This is a genomic window from Cryobacterium sp. PH31-L1 (assembly GCF_030063145.1).
In the GTDB taxonomy this organism is placed as follows: Bacteria; Actinomycetota; Actinomycetes; order Actinomycetales; family Microbacteriaceae; genus Cryobacterium.
In genome coordinates, this window is the sequence record NZ_JASISM010000002.1 from 482,766 (window position 1) to 501,570 (window position 18,805).

Consider the following 18,805-nt stretch of genomic DNA (forward strand, 5'->3'; position numbering starts at 1 on the left):
ACTTTTTGCGCTCTCGCGGGGAAGTAGTCAGGGGGAGAGGGGCGGGGGAACTGTGATGTTGTACTCGTGGGCGAGTGCGCTCAGGGCGGCGCGGTAGCCGCACAGGCCGTGCACGCCGGGGCCGGGCGCGGTCGACGAGGAGCACAGGTAGACGCCGTCGAGCGGGGTGCGCCACGGGTCGGCCGAGAGCACCGGGCGGCGCAGGAGTTGGGCCAGGCTGATGGCTCCGGCTGCGATGTCCCCGCCGATGTGATTGGGATTGTGGTTCTGCATCTGCGCGGCAGTCTGGCTGGCCGTGGCGAGAATGGTGTCGCGAAAGCCCGGGGCGAAGCGTTCGATCTGCCGGGTGATCTGCTCGGTCTGGTCACGGGTGGAGCCCGCCGGCACGTGTGTGTAGGCCCAGAGCACATGCTTGCCCTCCGGGGCGCGGGTGGGGTCGACGATGCTCGGCTGGCTCGCGAGTACGTAGGGGGAGTCGGAGTGCCGCCCGCGGGCGACGGCATTCTCGGCGCGGGCCTGGTCGGCGCGGGTGCCGCCCACGTGCAGGGTCGGCGCTCGGCGCAGATCGGGCGCGCTCCACGGCACCGGTTCGTTCAGGGCGAAGTCCACCTTGGCGACGGCGTTGCCGTACCGAAACCGGCTGAGGGTCGTGGTGTACCGGTCGGGCAGAGCCCCGGCGGCCAGCTCGACGAGCGCCCGGGGCGTCACGTCGAGCAGCACGATTCGGGCCGGGGGCAGGTCTGTGAGCTTACGGATGTCGGCATCCGTTACTATTTCGCCGCCGTGCGCGAGCAGGTCATCGGCGAGTGCCTGCACGAGGGCGCCGCTTCCGCCGGTGGGAATGGGCCAGCCGCCGGCGTGCGCGTGCGCGGCCAGAACGAGGCCGGCGCCAGCGGTCGACGGGCTCGGCAGCCGCCCGATCGAGTGCGCGAAGGTGCCGGTGAGCAGCGCCGGGGCGGTCTCGCCGGTGAAGCGCCAGTTCCAGGTCGGGCCGCCCTGCTCGAGGGTGCGCAGCCCGAAGCGGGCGAGCGTGAGCGGATGCCGCGGCACCCGCAGCAGCGCATCCCCGGTGAGTTCGGCGACTTCTGAGATGTTGTCGACGAGGGGTTTCAACAGTTGAAGCCAGGCCGGGCCGTCGCGGCCGAGGCCCGCGGCGGTGCGCTCGATGTCGTGCCAGGCCACGCCGGCGCGACCGCCGGGCAGCGGATGCCCGTAGGAAATCTCGGGCACAGTCAGCTCGATGCGGTCTTTGAGACGGAACTTCTGGAAGAACTCCGAGGCCAGCGCGAGCGGATGCACGGCGCTGCCCACGTCGTGATGAAACCCGGGCAGGGTGAGTTCGGCCGTCGCCGCGCCGCCGCCGATCTGCGCGTTGCGTTCGTAGACGCGCACCCGGAGGCCGGCGCGGGCGAGGGTGACGGCGGCGGCGAGTCCGTTTGGGCCGGATCCGACGACGATGGCGTCGAGTCCCTGGTCGGTGGTCACGTGCGGCCGCGCTCGTGTGATCTCATTCCGCCACCGTAGCCCGGGGTGTGGTCGTCGCACAGTACACGGCCGGTTTTGGGGGCGCGTTCCTAAGAATCTGCAGCCCTACTCGAGGCGGTGTTCACACCTGCGGAGATGTTCCCGCGAATGCGTAATCCGGCTGTGACGACCCGGTTCGTGCGAAATCTCCGCAGTTATGAACGGCACTCCGGGTAGAGATCGCGGGAGCGGGGGTCGCAGGCCATCCGTTTGGGTACGTAACGCCGGGAATCTGCGACACGCCGCGCCAAACGGATCGCGGCAGAGGGTGCGGCCGGGGCCGTTCTTTCTGGGGGCACCCCGTCTGGGGCTGCCGGAACAGCACATGCCGCCGGTATGTTTACCCTCGACGTGTGGCCCGCCCCCGGGCCACACGTCACCCTCGCCGAAAGTTCAGACGAAGGCGGCCTGACCGGTGATGGTGCGGCCCACGATGAGAGTGTTCATCTCCTGGGTGCCCTCGTAGGAGTAGATGGCCTCGGCGTCGGCGAAGTGCCGGGCCACGTTGTACTCGAGGGTGACGCCGTTGCCGCCGAACAGCTCGCGGCACCAGGCCACGCTCTCCCGCATACGGCTGGTCGTGTAGGCCTTGGTGAGCGCGGAGTGCTCGTCGCGCTGCACGCCCGCATCTTGCAGCTGCGACACTCGCACGACCATGCCGAGGCTCGCGGTGATGTTGCCGACGCTCTTGACCAGCAGGTCCTGCACGAGCTGGTGCCCGCCGATCGGCTTGCCGAACTGCTGGCGTTCGCGGGCGTAGGCGACGGCGGCATCGTACGCCCCGATCGCGTTGCCGACGGCCGCCCAGGACACCTCGGCGCGGGTGGCCCGCAACACCTTGGCGGTGTCCTTGAACGAGTTGGCATTCTGCAGGCGCAGGCGTTCGGGAACGACCACGTCGGTCAGGGTGATGTCAGCGTTCTGCACGGCGCGCAGGCTGATCTTGCCCTCGATCTTGGTGGCCGAGTATCCGGGCGTGTCAGTGGGAACGATGAACCCCTTCACCTGGTTGTCGGCGGTGTCCTTGGCCCAGATGATCGTGATATCGCTGAAGGTCGCGTTGCCGATCCATCGCTTGGCGCCGTTCAGGGTCCAGTTGTCGCCGTTGCGGGTGGCCGTGGTGCGCAGGCCCTGCGCCGCGTCGGAGCCGCTCAGGGGTTCGGTCAGCCCGAATGCGCCAATGACGTCGCCCGAGGCGAGCTTCGGAATCCACTCGGCACGCTGCTCATCCGACCCGCAGGCTTCGAGCGACCCGGCCGACAGCCCGTTCTGCACACCGACGAAGGTGGCGACGGATGCGTCCACTCGCGCCAGTTCCAGCGCCACGAAGCCCCGAAATACCGCCGAATTCGCAAACGGCTTCGTTGACTCCCAGCCGAAGGAGTACATGCCGAGTTCGGCAAGGGGCTTGATGATCTGGGTGGGGAATTCGGCGCGGTCCCAGCATCCGTTTGCGATGGGCCGCACCTCGCGTTCGAGGTAGGCGCGCAGCTTGACGATGGCCTCCTGCTCGGGCGCGGTGAGAAGGTTTTCGTAGCCGAAGAAGTCGCTGCCGAGTAGCTCAAAGGTCATGGATGCTCCGTTGCAAGGTGGGCGGTCGACGCGCGACCGGTGCGGTTTGGTCAGCCTAGGGTCGTTGGCTGAATGCGTGAAGTCGGTTGGTAGTTTGGTCTAAACACTTTGAGAAGGAGCCGAACATGTTTGTGGGCATCACCAACGCGCCGCGTACTTACGCCTGGGGGTCCACGCACGCGATCGCCGATCTGCTGGGTCGCACGCCGTCGGGTGGTCCGGAGGCCGAGTTGTGGCTGGGGGCCCACGCCGGGTCGCCGTCGATGATTGAGGATCCGTCGCAGGTCGGCGGTTATTCGAACCTCGCCGAGTGGATCGCTGCGGCGCCCGAGGCGGCGCTCGGCGCTGGGTGGCCGACACGGCAAGCGGATGCCGGTGGTGCGGCCGCGGGTGCGCCCGCCGGGACGGAAACTGGCTCTCCGACGCAGCAAGCGGATGCCCCGCGCCTGCCCTTTCTGCTGAAGATCCTGGCTGCCGGACGTCCGCTGTCCCTTCAGGCGCACCCCACGACCGAGCAGGCCCGCGCCGGATTCGAGCTCGAGAACGAGGCTGGAATAGCCGTCGACGCCGGCAACCGCAACTACCGGGACCCGTTCCACAAGCCCGAACTCATCTTTGCGCTGAGCGACACGTTCGAAGCGCTCTGCGGATTCCGCCCGCTGCCCGAGGTGCGCGGCATCATCGCCGAACTTCGCCTGCTGGATCTTTCGAGCGACGACCCGCAAGCAGCGGCCATCGACCTGTTCGAGAGCCAGCTCAGCCACGGGCTGCGTGAGACCGTCGACTGGCTGCTGCGCGATGGGCGCGGCGGCGACTCCGGCGAGGTGGAATGGCTGGTCGAACGCGTGGTCGCGCTCGCCGCGCACGCCGAGTTCCTGGCCGAGGGCGGCGCGGCCATCGGCTACGCGCGCGAGCTCGCGACGGTGCGCGCGCTCGCCGCCGAGTACCCGGGCGACCCCGGAATCGTTCTCGCTGTGCTGTTGAACCGGGTGTCTTTGAAACGCGGTGAGGTGTTGTATCTGCCGGCCGGCAACATCCACGCGTATCTGTCTGGACTCGGCGTGGAGCTGATGGCAGCCTCCGACAACGTGCTGCGCGGCGGGCTCACGCCGAAGCACATCGATATCGAGGAGTTGCTCGCGGTGCTCGACTTCACGGCGGGGTCGGCGCCGTACCTCGCGCCGGTCGTACTCGCGGAGGGCGTTGTGGTGTATCGACCCGGGGTGACCGATTTTGCGCTCGTGCACATTGAAGCGGATGCTGCGGCTTCGTCGGCCACGCCCGTCACCATGCGACAGATCACCCTCAGCGGCCCGGCCATTGCGATCTGCACGGCGGGCGGGTTTTTGGTGGCCGGTTCCGGGGCGTCGCGGGCTCTGAAGCGCGGGCAGGCGGTGTACGTCACCCCGGACGAGGGCACCCTGACGTTTGCCGGCTCCGGCGAGGTTTTTCTGGCGATGCCCGGCGCATAGCCCGGGCCGGCTGCCGCCCCCGTTTTTCACCCCCGCGGCCGCAGTTTCTCGCCGCCGCGCGAGTTGCGCCAGTGCGCGGGAGGTATAACTCGAGCGCACTGGCGCAAGTCCAGCGCGGCGCGTTGCGCTGGAGTTCTGGCCAGGCCGGAACTCCCGCGAATTGGCGCAGGTCCCGCGGCGCGCTACGGTCGAACGGAGGCGCGGGCATCCGCTCGCCGACCCGTGAGTTTCAGACAACGACCGTGAGTATCGCCGATTCGAACGGTTCAACGCCGAAAAACTCACGGCTCGGTGAGCGGCCCGGCTTGAAACTCACGGCTCGGTGAACGGTACGGCCAGGGGGTAGCCTGCAGAAGTGCCGTGGCTCGCTGACGAATATGACGCTCTGATTCGCTGGCGCTAGCCTGTACTGGTGGCGCATCCAGTGCCGCACGAGCGAGCGGGGCGATATGTCGTGGTTGGTAACCGGCGGGGCGGGCTATATCGGCTCGCATGTGGTGCGTGCCTTCCAGGCTGAAGGCCTCGACGTGGTCGTGCTCGATGATCTCTCGAGTGGGCACGAGTCGTTCGTGCCCGCCGACGTGCCGTTTATTCGGGCCAACGTGCTCGACGGCGGAACCCTATTGCATGCCTTCCACGAGCATCACGTGCACGGCGTCGTTCATGTGGCCGGCTTCAAGTACGCCGGTGTTTCGGTCGAGCGTCCCCTGCACACCTACGAGCAGAACGTGACGGCCACCACTACGCTGCTCGCCGCCATGAACTCCGCCGAGATCGACCGCATCGTGTTCTCCTCGAGCGCCGCCGTCTATGGCACGCCGCACACCGACCTCGTCACCGAGCAGACGCCGAAGAGTCCGGAGTCGCCGTACGGCGAATCCAAGCTGATCGGCGAGTGGCTACTGCGCGACCAGGCGGTGGCGACCGGTCTGCGCCACACCTCGCTGCGCTACTTCAACGTGGTCGGCTCCGGCGACGTGTCGCTGAGTGACACCAGCCCGCACAATCTCTTTCCCCTGGTGTTCGCCGCGCTGCTCGACGGCCGCACCCCGCGCATCAACGGCGACGACTATGCCACGCCCGACGGTACCTGCGTGCGCGACTACATTCACGTGGCCGACCTCGCGCTCTCCCATGTGGCTGCGGCGCGCCGCCTCGATGCCGGCGACGCAATCGAACCGGTCTACAACCTTGGCAGCGGCGACGGCGTCTCGGTCGGCGAGATCATGGCCACGGTGCGCCGGGTCACCGGCATCGACTTCGAGCCCGAGATCGGCCCGCGCCGCGCTGGCGACCCGGATCGCATCGTGGCCTCCGGCGCGCTCGCCGCCCGTGATCTGCGCTGGAGCATGCGTCACACGCTCGAGCAGATGGTGCAGAGCGCTTGGGATTCTTCGCGCGCCGCCGCGCACTGAGGCCAGCGACACGCCGGTCGGTGCAGCGATCGTGCTACGTTCGCAACATTATTCTGAGGCTTTCGTACCCCCCGAATGCCCGAGTTTGTCGGCATCGGCGCGTCGCAACCCTCCAGCCCGTATTGAGGGTTTACGATCCGCGACTTGACGTTAGGGAATTACACCGGTGTAATTAGGTGCAGCACTAAACGGTGCGTAGCGAGGGCTGGGAGACGATATGGCTATACCTGACTATCGTTCCGGAGTACCAGAGGACTGGTTCGTTGACCCTGTCACCCTCGGTGTCCCGGGAGTACGACAAGATCTCGGCGACGAGAACCTTCTGGCCTGGCAGGCCGACTCGCTCTGCGCCCAGACCGACCCCGAGGCGTTCTTCCCCGAAAAGGGCGGCTCCACCCGCGATGCCAAGAAGATCTGCTCCGGCTGCGAGGTGCGCAACGAGTGCCTCGAATACGCGCTCAGCAACGACGAGCGGTTCGGCATCTGGGGTGGACTCTCCGAGCGCGAACGCCGCAAACTGCGAAAGCGCGCTTAACCTTCAGGCGTTCGTAAGCGAATGCCGAGCGCTCACGCTGACCGCGCCGCGCTGGTAGTCGTTCGGTCCGGCAATCGTCCGCGCGGGCAATCCTGCCGGGCAGCGCAGCCGGAACGGGGCATCGCATCCGGTGCTGCGATGCACCGCCGGGCATAGGCGAACGGACGACCAGCGCACACGGCGACCCCGGCCGGGCCGGCCGTCGCAGACGGACCCGACCCGGTCTCTGAGCGGATGCCGCGGCATCCGCTTGGCTATTGCCTCGCCAATATTCGAGGCGCGCCCTCTCAGTTCAGGGCCGCTGGCCGATCCCGACCTAGGCTGGTTCTGTTATGCAACCGAGAGTCACCGCCATCCTTGTCGCCCGAAACGGCGCGAAACACCTTGAGCGAACTCTCAAGGCGCTATCGCTGCAGACCCGTAAACCCGACATTGTCATCACCGTCGACTGCGGTTCGAGCGATGCGACCGCAAAGATGCTCGCCGAATTCGGGCCGACCCAGTTCATTGCCGCTGACTCAGATCTGAACTTCGGGCAGGCAATCGCTGCCGCCGTGCGCGTGAGCGCGCCGCCCACGCACGACCGGGAGTTGCTCTGGCTGCTCGCCCAGGACAGCGCGCCCGACCCGACCGCCCTCGAGGTGCTCGTTGACGCGCTCGAGATCGCCCCCTCGGTGGCCGTCGCCGGACCCAAGGTCATGGAATGGATCGCCGGCGAATATATCCACAACTTCGGCGAGTCGATGACGCCGACCGGCGCCACTGTGACCCTGGTCGAGAGCGAACTCGACCAGGGCCAGCACGACGGCCTGAGCGATGTGCTCGCCGTCAGCGCCGGGGGCATGCTCGTGCGCCACACGGTGTGGGAACAGCTCGGCGGGTTCGACCCGGCACTGCCCACAGTGGATGATTCCCTCGACTTCTGCGTGCGGGTGCGGCTCGCCGGGTACCGAGTCTCGGTCGTTCCTGCCGCCCGCGTGGCCTCGGCCGGTGACGGTGTCGCCGGGCCGAACCAGTCCTCGCGGGGACGCCTCCGCCGTCGCCGCGTTCGCGCCGAACGTTCAGCGCAGCTGCACCGCCGGCTGGTCTACGCGCCCGCCGGAGCCCTGGTTTTCCACTGGCTGTCACTGCTGCCGCTGGCCTTCGTACGTTCGCTCGGACAGCTGCTGCGCAAGGAACCCGGCGCGATCGTGGGCGAATTCTCGGCCGCGTTCGGCGCTGCGTTCAACGGCCTGCGGGTCAGCAACGCCCGCCGCTCGTTCGCGAAGACCCGCACGCTCGGCTGGGACGCGATCTCGACCCTGCGGGTTCCCTCCGCCGAGGTGCGCCGACGTCACTCGCTCAAGCGCGAGGCCAGCCTGTTCGGCCTGCACGGCGAACGTCACGAAATTCGATTCTTCTCCGGCGGCGGCGCCTGGACTATGCTCGCCGCAGCCGTCGTCGGCATCATCATGATGGTGCCGCTGCTCGGCGCCGACACCCTGATCGGCGGCGGGCTGCTGCCGCTTTCGCCGAGCCTGCCCGAACTGTGGTCGAGCGTCGGCTATGGCTGGCGTGACCTCGGGCTCGGCTTCGTCGGCGCCGCCGACCCGTTCGCCGCGGTCGTGGCCGTGCTCGGCTCGATCGCGTTCTGGTCGCCGTCGTTCTCCCTCGTGCTGGTCTACGCACTCGCCTTCCCGCTCGCTGCCGTCGGTGCGTGGATGGCCGCAACCCGGCTGACCGACCGCGGCAGCCTGCGCGCCCTGGCCGCCGCGCTGTGGGTGCTCGCCCCGACCTTTCTGATCGCCCTGGCTGACGGCCGCCCGGCCGCGATTCTCGTACATCTGCTGCTGCCCTGGCTATTCTTCGCCTGGTTTGCGGCCGCGCGCACCTGGTCGGCGTCGGCATCCGCTGCCCTGCTCTTTGCCGCCGTCGTCGCCTGCGCGCCCTCCCTCGCCCCGGCCCTGCTCGTGGTCTGGGCGCTCAGCGTGGCCCTGGCCGGCCGCCGCGTGATGCGCTTCATCGGCATTCCGCTGCCGGCGCTCGCGCTGGCCCTGCCCCTTCTGGTCAACCAGGGACTGCGCGGTGACTGGCTGAACCTCGTCGCCGACCCGGGCCTACCCGTGCCGAGCGGCCAGGCTCCCACCCTGCAACTGCTGCTCGGACTGCCCGGCAGTGACGGCTGGGCTGGCGTGCTCGACCGCTTTGGCGTCGAGGGCCTGGACCCGCAACTTTTCGTACCGATTCTTCTCGCGCCCCTCGCCGTGCTCGCCCTGCTCGCGCTCCTGCTGCCCGGCGCGCGTCTCGCCGGCGGTGCCTGGCTCGTTGCGCTGCTCGGATTCGGCACCGCGGTTGCCGCCAACCAGCTCGTTCTCGCCGCGATCGGCGCCGAACCGGTGCGCGTCTGGACCGGCAACGGCCTCAGCCTGTACTGGCTCGGGCTGGTCGGCGCCCTCGTGATCGGCCTGCGCTCCCTGCGCCGCTTCGCCTCGACGCCCGGTGTGGTCGCCTCGCTCGCTCTGGCCGTGGTCGTGCTGCCGCTGGTCGCCTCGCTGCATCTCGGCACCGCCGCCGTGCGCGAGGGAACCGGGCAGACCCAGCCGGCCTTCGTCGCCGCTGAAGCCCAGATCGACAACCGGGTCGGCACGCTCAAGCTCGTTCCGCAGGCTGATGGCGGGCTGCTCGCCACGATCGAACGCGGTGTCGGCGCCACCCTGAACCAGCAGTCCACGCTGGACAGCACCGACCAGACCCTCAGCGCCCGCGAAAAGGCACTCGCGGAGCTCGCCGGCAACCTGGCCTCCCGCAGCGGTCTGGAGACCAGCGCGGACCTCGCCGATTTCGGCATCCGCTTTATCGTGTTGCAGCCGGGCGATGCGAATGTGGACGCCGCGGCCACCGCCCTGCGCACCGAAACGGCCCTGGACGGCAACTCGGCGCTGGCCCCGGTCGGCGACACCGAATTCGGCCGCCTGTGGCAATTCGGCGAAACGGATGCCGCAGCCTCCACCCCCATACCGGCTCGCGCCGGCGGCGTCTTCGGCCTGGTGACCCTGCTCATTGCCCTCGCCGTGGTGGGCAGCGCCGTTCTACTGTCGCTGCCGATCGGCGCAGGGCGTGAAGCCGTACGCCAGGCCAACCGCGATGCCATTCGCCGGGCGGCCCGCGCCAACGCCAAGCAGAAGCCGAAGCGGGTGCGGCGGTCGAAGGGGGCGGTGCCCTCCGATCGTGATGAGGAGTTGGAGGTGCCGCTCGGCACCGACCTCGAAGCCGATCTGGCGATGGACCGGGAGACCGGCGTCGGGACCGGGTTGGAATCGGACGACGGGTTCGACGACGACGATGCGGTGGCCGAACCAGCTGGCGACGCCGACGCCGCTGTCGCCTCAGGGGCTGGTGCGTCTGGCGCGCCGGGTGCCTCTGCCTTCGACCCGGCTGCCGCCGACCGACCGGAGGACGACAATGCCCGATAGAAGCCAACTCGCCCGCATTGGCGGCCGGGCCGGACGCGGTGTGCTCGGCCTCGTCGGCATCGGTGTCGTCGTGGCGACTCTCGGCGCGGCCACGCTCGTGACGCTGCCGACCGTTGAACGCAGCCCGCAGTCCAGCGAGATCGCACCGCTGCCGAGTGAGCAGCAGCGCGTCTGCCCCGGACCCCTGATGACCCTCGCCGAGGACTCGACCCAGGCCCAGTCCGCGTCGAGTGTGGGGGCGGCATCCGCTGTGTATGGAGCGGTTTCGGGCGGTTCGCTCGAGCAGATTCGCCCCGAGGTGACCGAGATCAGTGCGGTCGACGACTCGAACAGCCGCCAGCCGCCGTTGCTGCTGACCGTACCCGTGCAAGACGGCGCGACCGTGCCGCCGCTCGTGGCCGGCAGTCAATCGCAGGTTGCCGCGACCGACACGCTCGGCGGCCTCGCCGTCGCGGCGTGCGCCGAAGCGGCCAGTGACAGCTGGATCGTCGGCGGCTCGACCGATATCGGACGCACCAGCCTGCTGCTGCTCGGCAACCCGACCCCCGTGCTCGCGACCGTCGATGTGACGGTCTACGGCGAGAGCGGGCTCGTCGATGCTCCGGGCGCCACCGGAATTCTGGTGCAGCCGGGAGAGCAGCGGGTCATCTCGCTCGCCGGCCTCGCGCCGAACGTGAAATCGCCGGTACTGCAGGTCTCATCGCGCGGCGGCCAGGTGGCGGCGTCACTGGAGCAGAGCAGCATTCGCGGCATCGAACCGGGCGGCGTCGAGATCATCGGCACTACCGCGACGCCCGCCACGAACCAGATCATCGCCGGGGTGCGCGTTATGACGGCCGTCTCGTCGGATGCCGTGAACACGGGTGAGGGCTTCGATGAAGCCACCCCGTCGATTCGGGTGTTCGTGCCGGGTGACGTGGCGGCGACCGTGCAGATCGGCGTGACGAGCGCCGACGGAACTGCCGAGGGAACCTCGACCCAGGTGGACGTCGAGCCGGGCATCGCCACCGAGATTCCGCTGTCACCGCTGGCCGTCGGCAGCTTCTCGGTACAGCTGCGCTCCGACGAACCGATCGTAGCGGCCGCCCGTACGGCCGTCGACAGCGCCGGCGGCAAGGACTTCGGCTGGTTCTCCGCGTCGGCCCCGCTCGAGGGTTCCTTCGTGGTGGCCGTGGCCGAGGGGCCGTCGCCGACGCTGCACCTCGTCAACGGCGGGGCAGCGGATGCCACACTCACCCTCACGCCCGCCGCGGGCACCCCGGTAGACCTCACGGTGGACGCCGGGGCCAGCGCCACGGTGCCGCTTCAGAGCGGAGAGCGCTACTTGGTGAGTGGCGGATCCGAACTCTGGGCGCTCCTGGATTACTCCGGCGACGGGGTGCTCTCATCGTTCGCGCTGAACCCGCCCGGGCCGCTCGCGGCGTCGATCCGCTTCTATACCCACTAGTCGTTCAATTTCGACCGGGCCCAGGCCCGGAAACCGGGCCCATGTTCTATCGTGGGCCCAGCGACCGGGCCCGGGCCCGGAAACCCGACTCGGACTTCGGCCCAGTTCGGACGTCCCGTACGGAGCCCATCCCGCGGACGGGGCCCGGGCTCCGTCCGCGGGGCCGATCTGCGTGGGCGAGGCGAAGCATTCGCTCGCCGAGCCGTGAGTTTGAGCTCGCCGTCGTCGCCGAGCCGTAGGTTCTGGGCCCAAATTGGCCGGCAAATGCCCCAAGACTCACGGCTCGGTGTCTGAAACTCACGGCTCCGCGCAATCCAGCCTGGCGGGCGCGGCACCCGTTGCTGAAGTCGGGATGGCCCGAGTACGCAGGTTTCGATGGCACACTGAACACTCGACTGTTATGACGCTGGGAGCCGCTTGTGACGCTTGACCCGACTGCCGACCAACTTGCTGCACCCTTGGCCGAATCGCTGGCCGAATCGCTGGTCGACCCAACTGCCCGGGCTGAGATTGCCGTGATCGGCGGATCCGGCCTCTACGAACTTATTGACCCGGCCGGCGCCGTGACGCACCAGGTGCAGACCCCCTACGGGTCCACGGCGGTCACGATCGGCCTGCGAGCCGGTCGCCGCGTCGCGTTTCTGCCGCGACACGGCAGCGGACACAGCGTCGCCCCACACCTGATCAACTACCGCGCGAACATCTGGGCGCTGGCCTCGATCGGTGTGCGGGCCATCATCTCCTCGTCGGCGGTCGGGGGAGTCACCCCGGAGTATGCGCCCGGGCTGCTCGTGGTCACCGACCAGTTCATCGACCGCACATCGGGACGCCCCGACACGTTCTACGACCGGGAATCGGTGCAGCACCTCTCCGCCGCCGACCCGTTCGATCCGCTGTTGCGTCGCTATGCGGTGAGCGCGCTCGAGGACCTCGGCGAGAACTTCGCCCCCACCGGAACTGTCGTCGTCATTCAGGGCCCGCGGTTTTCGACCCGGGCGGAGTCGGTCTGGTTCCGGTCGATCGGCGCGCACATCGTCAATATGACCGCCTACCCCGAGATCGTGCTGGCCGGCGAACTCAACATGGGCACGGTCAACCTCTCGTTCGTGACCGACGCCGATGCCGGGCTGGCTCCGGTGCTCGAAGCCGACGCCGCCGAGACCGGTCACGCTCGCGCCGCAGGATCTGATGTCTCCACCGAAACGGATGCCGTGACCGCCTCGGTCGTGTTCCGCCGCCTTCGCGACGCCCAGCCGCGCATTCTCGCCGCGATCGACGGCATCCTGCGGGCCCTGCCGACCGACTTCGCTCCGCGTGAGCTCATCGATCCGACCCAGGTTGACGCCGTGCTCGCCCGCTCCGTGCTGTCTGACCCGCAGGAGCTGACGTGAACACGGAGCGCTCAACGCGAGCTGCGTTCCAGCGAGTCATCGACGGATCGACGGGGAACGCGGAGCGCCGCCTGCGTCCGCACTATGAAGCGGGATCAGCCATGACCGGCGAACACCTGCTGATCACCGGCGGAGCTGGCTTCATCGGATCCGCGATCGTCGACGCCGCCCTCGCCCGCGGCTATCAGGTGCGGGTACTGGACTCCCTGCGCGCCGATGTGCACGGTCCACTGCCGGCATTCGTGTCCGAGCCGGAGCGCGCATCCGACCGTGAACCCGAGCGCGAGTCAGAGTCCCCGGTCGAGGTTGCGTCCGCGCCTCAATCCGTGACCGCCTCCGTTGTTCCGGGCCCGGGCCCGGAAAGCGGGCCCATGATAGAACCTGGTCCCAGTTTCCGGGCCCGGGCCCGGAACGCACGGCCAGCGGGCCTGGACCCACGGGTAGAGTTCATCCTCGGGGATGTGACCGACCCGGGCACCGTCGCCCGCGCCCTCGAAGACATCGACGTGGTCTGCCATCAGGCGGCCAAAGTGGGGCTCGGTGTCGACTTCGCCGACGCCCCCGACTATGTGCACAGCAACGAGGTGGGAACCGCGGTGTTGCTGGCCGGGATGGCCGAGCGGGGCATCCGTCGTCTCGTTCTGGCATCATCCATGGTCGTCTACGGGGAGGGCAGCTATCGCGGCCCGAACGGTTTCACCCGGCCCGGCCCGCGCCTCTCGAGCGACCTTGACGCCGGACGCTTCGACCCGCTCGACCCGCAGACCGGCCTCGCGCTCGAGCCCGTTCTGGTGAGCGAATCCGACCCGCTCGACCCGCGCAACGTCTACGCGAGCAGCAAGCTCGGTCAGGAGTATCTCGCCACGGCTTGGGCACGCTCGACCGGCGGGCGTGTCGCGGCCCTGCGCTACCACAACGTCTACGGCCCGGGCATGCCGCAGAACACGCCCTACGCGGGGGTCGCTTCCCTGTTTCGTTCGGCGATCGAGCGCGGTGAGGCCCCGCGGGTGTACGAAGACGGGCAGCAGCGCCGCGACTTCGTGCACGTGCTTGATGTAGCTGCAGCCAACATTGCCGCGCTGGAATTCACGGCCCATTCCGATTCCGGAATATTTCGTCCGTTCAATGTCGGCAGCGGAATTGTGCACACCATCGGCGATATGGCGACCGCCCTTGCCGCGGCGGCGGGTGGCCTCACCCCGATAGTGACCGGGCAGTACCGACTCGGCGACGTGCGACACATCACCGCGTCCTCCGAGCGATTGCGCGCGGAACTCGGCTGGTCCGCCCAGGTCTCCTTCGAAGACGGCATGCGCGAGTTCGCGACCGCACCCCTGCGTGCGGCCGTGCGTCCCTGACCCGCCCTTGCTGTTTTCGTGGTGGCTAATTGAGGAGATCCGGGTCGGTCGCGGCATGCTTTCCTGTGTTTCCGGGCTGGTCGGGTCGGGCCGGGCGTGTTTTTCCTGAATTCGCCACCCCGTAGTGCCGTAACCCCCGGTGCCGAATGCCTCAGGCCAGCGGATGCTGCGGCAACAGCATCTCAAACCGGCATCCGTTCCCCACATTGGTCACGGTCACCTGCCCAGCATGAGCCTGCACGATGCCCTCGACGATCGCGAGTCCCAACCCGGCGCCTCCGCTCTGACCGGCGCCGCTTCCCCAGGCGAACACGGTCCGCGGCTCGCTCGCTCGCCAGCCGGCCTCGAACACCCGATTGAGATCCTGCTCCGGAATTCCGCCGGCCGCATCCACGACCGCAATCACCGCCCTGCCGTCGACGTGCCGGGTGACCGAGACGACGATGGCGCTGTCGGCCGGGGAATGCTGGATGGCGTTCATGACCAGGTTGCCGACCGCGCGGGCGAGCTCGCGGGCATCCGCTTGGAGGGTGAGACCGCGTTCACCCTCGAAGCGCAGGTCGAGCGATTTGGCGAGGGCGACCGGCGCGAGATCCGCGACGGTATCGCTGATCAGGTCGTACAGGGCCACCCGCTCAAAGTTGAGTTGCAGTGCCCCGGCGTGGATCTTGGACAGCTCGAACAGATCGTCGACCATTCCGCTCAGCCGGTCGACCTGCCCGCGAATCTGCACGTAATACCGCTGTGGGTCGGGAGCCATTCCGTCTTCGAGGGCCTCGGCCATGGCCCGGATGCCGGCGAGGGGTGTGCGGAGGTCGTGCGAGATCCACGCGACGATTTCGCGGCGCGACGTCTCGATCCGCTCCTCCCGCTGGCGGGATTCGGTCAGCCGATCGGCCGTCGCGGCCAGCTCCCCGGCGAGCGAGGCGAACTCCGTCGACGTATGCCGATCCGGGGACATCACCGATTCGCCCCGTCCGATGCTCGCCGCAGCGGCCCGAAGATACTGGTTGTCGCGCACCAGCGACCGTCCCAGGACCGAGGCCATGACGAGCGATACGATTCCGGCGACGACGGCCACCGAGTAGAACACGTTCAGGTCGTGCTCTGAGAGATACATGAGCGACGCCACCGCGGAGGTTCCGCTCACCACGGAGATCACGGTGGCGAACGCGACAACGACCACCTGCATCACGAGCGACCCACGCGACAGCAGCCGCAGGGCGAGCAGGGCGAGCATCCCCACGACGAGCGCGCAGCCGAGCGCAATGCCGGCCACGGTCGCAAGGACGTCAGGGGTCATCGTGCGCCTCCCTCACAACGGATGCCCCGGCCCGACCAAGCCCCGGCGCCTCCTACGAGCCCCGAATCCCCGGAAATCGTGCTGACGCCCCCACCCGGTGCGCTCATTCCGCTCCCCCTGATGCGTCCTGATCGGGCGTCGAACCGGCCCCGAGCGGTACCGGATCGAACCGATACCCGACCCCCCACACCGTATTCACGAGCAGCGGATGCGCGGGGTCGGCCTCAATCTTCTCGCGCAGGCGTCGCACGTGCACGGTCACCGTGGACAGGTCTCCGAATTCCCAGCCCCACACCGAACGCAGCAACTCCTCGCGGGTCAGCACCCGCGACGGCCGCCAGATCAGATAGGCAAGCAGGTCGAATTCCCGGCTCGTGAGCACGAGCGGCTTGTTGCGCAGCCGGATTTCGTGTGCGGCGAGGTTGAGCGAGAACTCGCCGGCGTCGAGGATCCCCTCCGGAATGGATTCGGTGCCGCTCCGCCGCAATACTGACTGAACCCGCAGTACCAGCTCGCGCGGCGAGAATGGTTTCACGAGGTAGTCGTCCGCGCCGGCCTCGAGGCCTTCGATGCGATGCTCTTCCTCGCCGAGTGCGGTCAGCATGATCACCGGCAGCGCGCCCCAGTTCACGCGAATGCGCCGGCACACCTCGATGCCATCGAGCAGCGGAAGCATGCGGTCGAGCACAATGAGGTCCGGCTGAGCGAGTTCGGCGTGGCGCAGGCCGGCGAGCCCGTCGACGGTTTCATCCACGACGAATCCGGCGGCTCGCAGATACTGCCCGACCACCTCGGAAACCGTCGGGTCGTCCTCGATGAGGAGCACGCGACGGCCGGCGAGGGCATCCGCTCGTGGCGGCGCGAAATATTGAGAGGGGGACACCCCTTCAGACTAGGCGCGCGCTCCCCGTACCGCGCGGGGCGCGCGCACCCGTTCTCGCTTCCACCCAGCGGATGCCCCGCCTCACGCCGTCTCTCCCAACCGCGCGGGGCACGGGCCCCGTTCCCGGCCCAGCTTATGATCTGAGCCCGGTCCCGAAGGTCGAGCCGCCCCGACGCACGCGCCTCCTCACACCAAACACCCAGAAAACTTCAGCGTTTCGTAACCTCTTTCGCCCCGAAGCCCCAGACCCCGCACTTAGGGTCGAAGAATGATCGAGATTCAGGTAGACGTTGTGTTGCCCTGTCTGAATGAGGCGCAAGCTCTGCCGTGGATCCTCGAACGAATGCCCGCCGGCTACCGCGCGATCGTCGTGGACAACGGGTCGACTGATGGATCCGCCGACCTCGCCCGCACGCTCGGCGCCCATGTCGTGCACGAATCCCGCCGCGGATTCGGCGCGGCCGCCCACGCGGGCCTGCTCGCCGCGACCGCACCAATCGTGGCGTTCTGCGATGCCGATGCCTCAATGGATCCCCGCGATCTATCGCTCGTGGTCGACCCGATCCGTGCCGACGAGGCCGATCTCGTGCTCGGCCGCCGCCGCCCGACGACCCGCACTGCCTGGCCTCCGCATGCCCGTTTAGCAAATACCTATCTTTCTTGGCGACTGCGCCGAATAACAGGTGTGAACATCCATGATCTCGGCCCCATGCGAGCGGCCCGCCGCGACGACCTCCTCGCCCTCGAACTAGTCGATCGCCGCAGCGGGTATCCGCTCGAGATGGTTCTCGGCGCGGCGAAAGGCAACTGGCGCATCTGCGAAGTCGACACCGGGTATTCGCCGCGTATCGGCCGCAGCAAGGTGACCGGCACCGTGCGCGGCACCCTCACCGCCATCAAGGACATGTCCGGGCTGCTCCGAGCCAACACCGCCAGCAGCTCCACCACCACCCCCGGCACACCCGACACCAACGAGGCCCGCTCATGACCGCAATCGTCGTCATCGCCAAGGAATGCCTGCCCGGCAAAGTCAAGACACGCCTGCACCCGCCGCTTTCGCTCGAGCAGGCCGCCGAGCTCGCCGCCGCCAGCCTCGCCGACACCCTCGCGGTCGCCGCCCAGCTACCCGCTACCCGCCACATCCTCGCTTTCGACGGTGTGACCCCGCCGCCGGAGGCATCCGGTTGGGAGATTCTGCCGCAGACCTCCGGCGGCCTCGACGAGCGCCTCGCCGCCATCTTCGACCACCTCGGCGAGCCGACCCTCCTGCTCGGCATGGACACGCCTCAAATCAGCGCCGAACTGCTCGCCCCCGTCTTCACCGGCTGGGGCGACGAAACGGATGCCTGGTTCGGCCCCGCAGACGATGGCGGTTTCTGGGCGCTCGCCCTCAGAAACCCGACCGGTGCGCTGCTTCGCGGCATCCCGATGAGCCGCGCCGACACCGGTGCCCACCAGCTCCAACGCCTCGATCGGGCGGGCCTCACCGCCGGCCTGCTGCCCTCGCTCACCGACATCGACACCATAACGGATGCCCACACCGTCGCGTCCATCGCCCCCCACACCCGGTTCGCGCGTGCTTTCGCGGAGGTGACGGCATCCGCTCTGAAAACGACTGCCGACCTGCTCGCTTCCGACATTCGTCTTCTCAGCGGGACCCGCTCGTGACCCTCGTCTCGCCGCGCCTGCGGGAACAACCCGAAGACGCGGCCGCCAACGACGTCGACCGTGCCACGACCGAGCGCTTTCGCCGGCCGACCACGTTCGGTGCCGGCGGATCCGAACCGTATGCCCAGGCGTTGCAGAGCGACGACAACGTGCTCTACCTGCACGGCCACCGCGCCGATGCCGATCCGAGCACGCCCGCGCGCGTATCGACGATGCACGCCGGGCGCTGGAGCGCCGGAGCCGATGCAATCGACCGTTCCCTGCTCGCCGGCCTCGCCGGACCGGTGCTCGACATCGGCTGCGGGCCGGGTCGCATGATCCAGGCAGCGATCGACGAGGGGCTCGACGCCCTCGGCGTCGATGTCTCGCCGACCGCCGTGCGCATCGCCCTCGCGGCCGGACTCGCCGTGCTGCAGCGCTCCGTCTTCGACGACATTCCGCTGGCGGGAACCTGGGGGACCCTGCTTCTCGTCGACGGCAACATCGGCATCGGCGGCGATCCCGACGCCCTGCTCGAGCGCTGCGTGTTTCTGCTCGCCGCCGACGGCGTGCTGGTCGTTGAGGTGAACCGCGACCCCGAGCACGACGTCGCCTACGAGGGCACCCTGCACGACGCCGCCGGCCACACGAGCGACGCGTTCCCGTGGGCCGAGATCGGGGTCAATGCCCTGCTCCGCCGGGCCGCTAAGGTCGGACTCATTCAGGTCGCCGAATGGACCAGGGGTGGGCGCTCCTTCGTTCGCCTCGCCCGCGCCTGACCCCGCTTCTGTCCGGGCCCGGGCCCG

The 18,805-nt window shown here is 68.7% G+C and carries 14 protein-coding genes; 10 read left to right on the forward strand and 4 right to left on the reverse strand.

Features of this window, described 5'->3' with window-relative positions; all coding sequences use genetic code 11:
- Nucleotides 1-27: 27 nt before the first annotated feature.
- Nucleotides 28-1,485 (reverse strand): phytoene desaturase family protein, encoded by a 1,458-nt coding sequence (locus tag QMF22_RS06670; protein ID WP_283451576.1) that lies wholly within the window; start codon nucleotides 1,483-1,485, stop codon nucleotides 28-30.
- 432 nt (nucleotides 1,486-1,917) lie between these two features.
- Nucleotides 1,918-3,096, reverse strand: coding sequence for an acyl-CoA dehydrogenase family protein (locus tag QMF22_RS06675; RefSeq protein WP_283451579.1), 1,179 nt, complete (start codon nucleotides 3,094-3,096; stop codon nucleotides 1,918-1,920).
- Nucleotides 3,097-3,221: 125 nt separating this feature from the next.
- Between QMF22_RS06675 and manA the strand changes: the two genes are divergently transcribed.
- The 7 genes from manA (at nucleotide 3,222) to QMF22_RS06710 (ending at nucleotide 14,166) form a co-directional block, all read left to right on the forward strand.
- Nucleotides 3,222-4,568: a mannose-6-phosphate isomerase, class I gene (gene manA, locus QMF22_RS06680; protein ID WP_283451581.1), complete on the forward strand. Its 1,347-nt coding sequence runs from the start codon at nucleotides 3,222-3,224 to the stop codon at nucleotides 4,566-4,568.
- A 449-nt stretch (nucleotides 4,569-5,017) separates the two neighbouring features.
- Nucleotides 5,018-5,983: a UDP-glucose 4-epimerase GalE gene (gene galE / locus QMF22_RS06685; RefSeq protein WP_283451582.1), complete on the forward strand. Its 966-nt coding sequence runs from the start codon at nucleotides 5,018-5,020 to the stop codon at nucleotides 5,981-5,983.
- A 217-nt stretch (nucleotides 5,984-6,200) separates the two neighbouring features.
- Nucleotides 6,201-6,518: a WhiB family transcriptional regulator gene (locus tag QMF22_RS06690; RefSeq protein WP_283451584.1), complete on the forward strand. Its 318-nt coding sequence runs from the start codon at nucleotides 6,201-6,203 to the stop codon at nucleotides 6,516-6,518.
- Between the two features lie 332 nt (nucleotides 6,519-6,850).
- On the forward strand, nucleotides 6,851-9,970 hold the full coding sequence (locus tag QMF22_RS06695) for a glycosyltransferase family 2 protein (protein WP_283451586.1): 3,120 nt from the start codon (nucleotides 6,851-6,853) through the stop codon (nucleotides 9,968-9,970).
- Nucleotides 9,960-11,417, forward strand: coding sequence for a DUF5719 family protein (locus tag QMF22_RS06700; RefSeq protein ID WP_283451588.1), 1,458 nt, complete (start codon nucleotides 9,960-9,962; stop codon nucleotides 11,415-11,417). The genes QMF22_RS06695 and QMF22_RS06700 overlap by 11 nt, the downstream gene beginning before the upstream one ends.
- A gap of 419 nt (nucleotides 11,418-11,836) precedes the next feature.
- On the forward strand, nucleotides 11,837-12,808 hold the full coding sequence (locus QMF22_RS06705; RefSeq protein ID WP_349357078.1) for an MTAP family purine nucleoside phosphorylase: 972 nt from the start codon (nucleotides 11,837-11,839) through the stop codon (nucleotides 12,806-12,808).
- A gap of 101 nt (nucleotides 12,809-12,909) precedes the next feature.
- The gene (locus QMF22_RS06710; protein ID WP_283451682.1) at nucleotides 12,910-14,166 is read left to right on the forward strand and encodes an NAD-dependent epimerase/dehydratase family protein; all 1,257 of its coding nucleotides are present in this window, start codon (nucleotides 12,910-12,912) and stop codon (nucleotides 14,164-14,166) included.
- 151 nt (nucleotides 14,167-14,317) lie between these two features.
- Here QMF22_RS06710 and QMF22_RS06715 read toward each other — a convergent pair whose 3' ends face one another.
- Together QMF22_RS06715 and QMF22_RS06720 are read right to left on the reverse strand one after the other, a co-directional pair.
- Nucleotides 14,318-15,469, reverse strand: coding sequence for a sensor histidine kinase (locus QMF22_RS06715; protein WP_283451590.1), 1,152 nt, complete (start codon nucleotides 15,467-15,469; stop codon nucleotides 14,318-14,320).
- Between the two features lie 103 nt (nucleotides 15,470-15,572).
- Nucleotides 15,573-16,352, reverse strand: coding sequence for a response regulator transcription factor (locus QMF22_RS06720; protein WP_283451591.1), 780 nt, complete (start codon nucleotides 16,350-16,352; stop codon nucleotides 15,573-15,575).
- A 268-nt stretch (nucleotides 16,353-16,620) separates the two neighbouring features.
- Between QMF22_RS06720 and QMF22_RS06725 the strand changes: the two genes are divergently transcribed.
- Genes QMF22_RS06725 through QMF22_RS06735 form a run of 3 tightly spaced genes read left to right on the forward strand, consistent with a single transcriptional unit; the run spans nucleotide 16,621 to nucleotide 18,778 of the window.
- Entirely contained in the window at nucleotides 16,621-17,340 is a 720-nt protein-coding gene (locus tag QMF22_RS06725) for a glycosyltransferase family 2 protein (RefSeq protein WP_283451593.1), read from the forward strand.
- The gene (locus QMF22_RS06730) at nucleotides 17,337-18,020 is read left to right on the forward strand and encodes a TIGR04282 family arsenosugar biosynthesis glycosyltransferase (RefSeq protein ID WP_283451595.1); all 684 of its coding nucleotides are present in this window, start codon (nucleotides 17,337-17,339) and stop codon (nucleotides 18,018-18,020) included. The genes QMF22_RS06725 and QMF22_RS06730 overlap by 4 nt, the downstream gene beginning before the upstream one ends.
- Nucleotides 18,017-18,778, forward strand: a complete 762-nt coding sequence (locus QMF22_RS06735; protein WP_283451598.1) for a class I SAM-dependent methyltransferase — start codon at nucleotides 18,017-18,019, stop codon at nucleotides 18,776-18,778. Before QMF22_RS06730 ends, QMF22_RS06735 begins: the two co-directional genes overlap by 4 nt.
- Nucleotides 18,779-18,805: the final 27 nt, after the last annotated feature.

Excerpts from the sequence above, each read along its gene's own strand:
- QMF22_RS06675 (WP_283451579.1), bottom strand. The coding sequence starts at position 3,096 with ATGACCTTTGAGCTACTCGGCAGCGACTTCTTCGGCTACGAAAACCTT.
- manA (WP_283451581.1), top strand. The coding sequence starts at position 3,222 with ATGTTTGTGGGCATCACCAACGCGCCGCGTACTTACGCCTGGGGGTCC.
- galE (WP_283451582.1), top strand. The coding sequence starts at position 5,018 with ATGTCGTGGTTGGTAACCGGCGGGGCGGGCTATATCGGCTCGCATGTG.
- QMF22_RS06690 (WP_283451584.1), top strand. The coding sequence starts at position 6,201 with ATGGCTATACCTGACTATCGTTCCGGAGTACCAGAGGACTGGTTCGTT.
- QMF22_RS06695 (WP_283451586.1), top strand. The coding sequence starts at position 6,851 with ATGCAACCGAGAGTCACCGCCATCCTTGTCGCCCGAAACGGCGCGAAA.
- QMF22_RS06700 (WP_283451588.1), top strand. The coding sequence starts at position 9,960 with ATGCCCGATAGAAGCCAACTCGCCCGCATTGGCGGCCGGGCCGGACGC.
- QMF22_RS06710 (WP_283451682.1), top strand. The coding sequence starts at position 12,910 with ATGACCGGCGAACACCTGCTGATCACCGGCGGAGCTGGCTTCATCGGA.
- QMF22_RS06715 (WP_283451590.1), bottom strand. The coding sequence starts at position 15,469 with ATGACCCCTGACGTCCTTGCGACCGTGGCCGGCATTGCGCTCGGCTGC.
- QMF22_RS06725 (WP_283451593.1), top strand. The coding sequence starts at position 16,621 with ATGATCGAGATTCAGGTAGACGTTGTGTTGCCCTGTCTGAATGAGGCG.
- QMF22_RS06730 (WP_283451595.1), top strand. The coding sequence starts at position 17,337 with ATGACCGCAATCGTCGTCATCGCCAAGGAATGCCTGCCCGGCAAAGTC.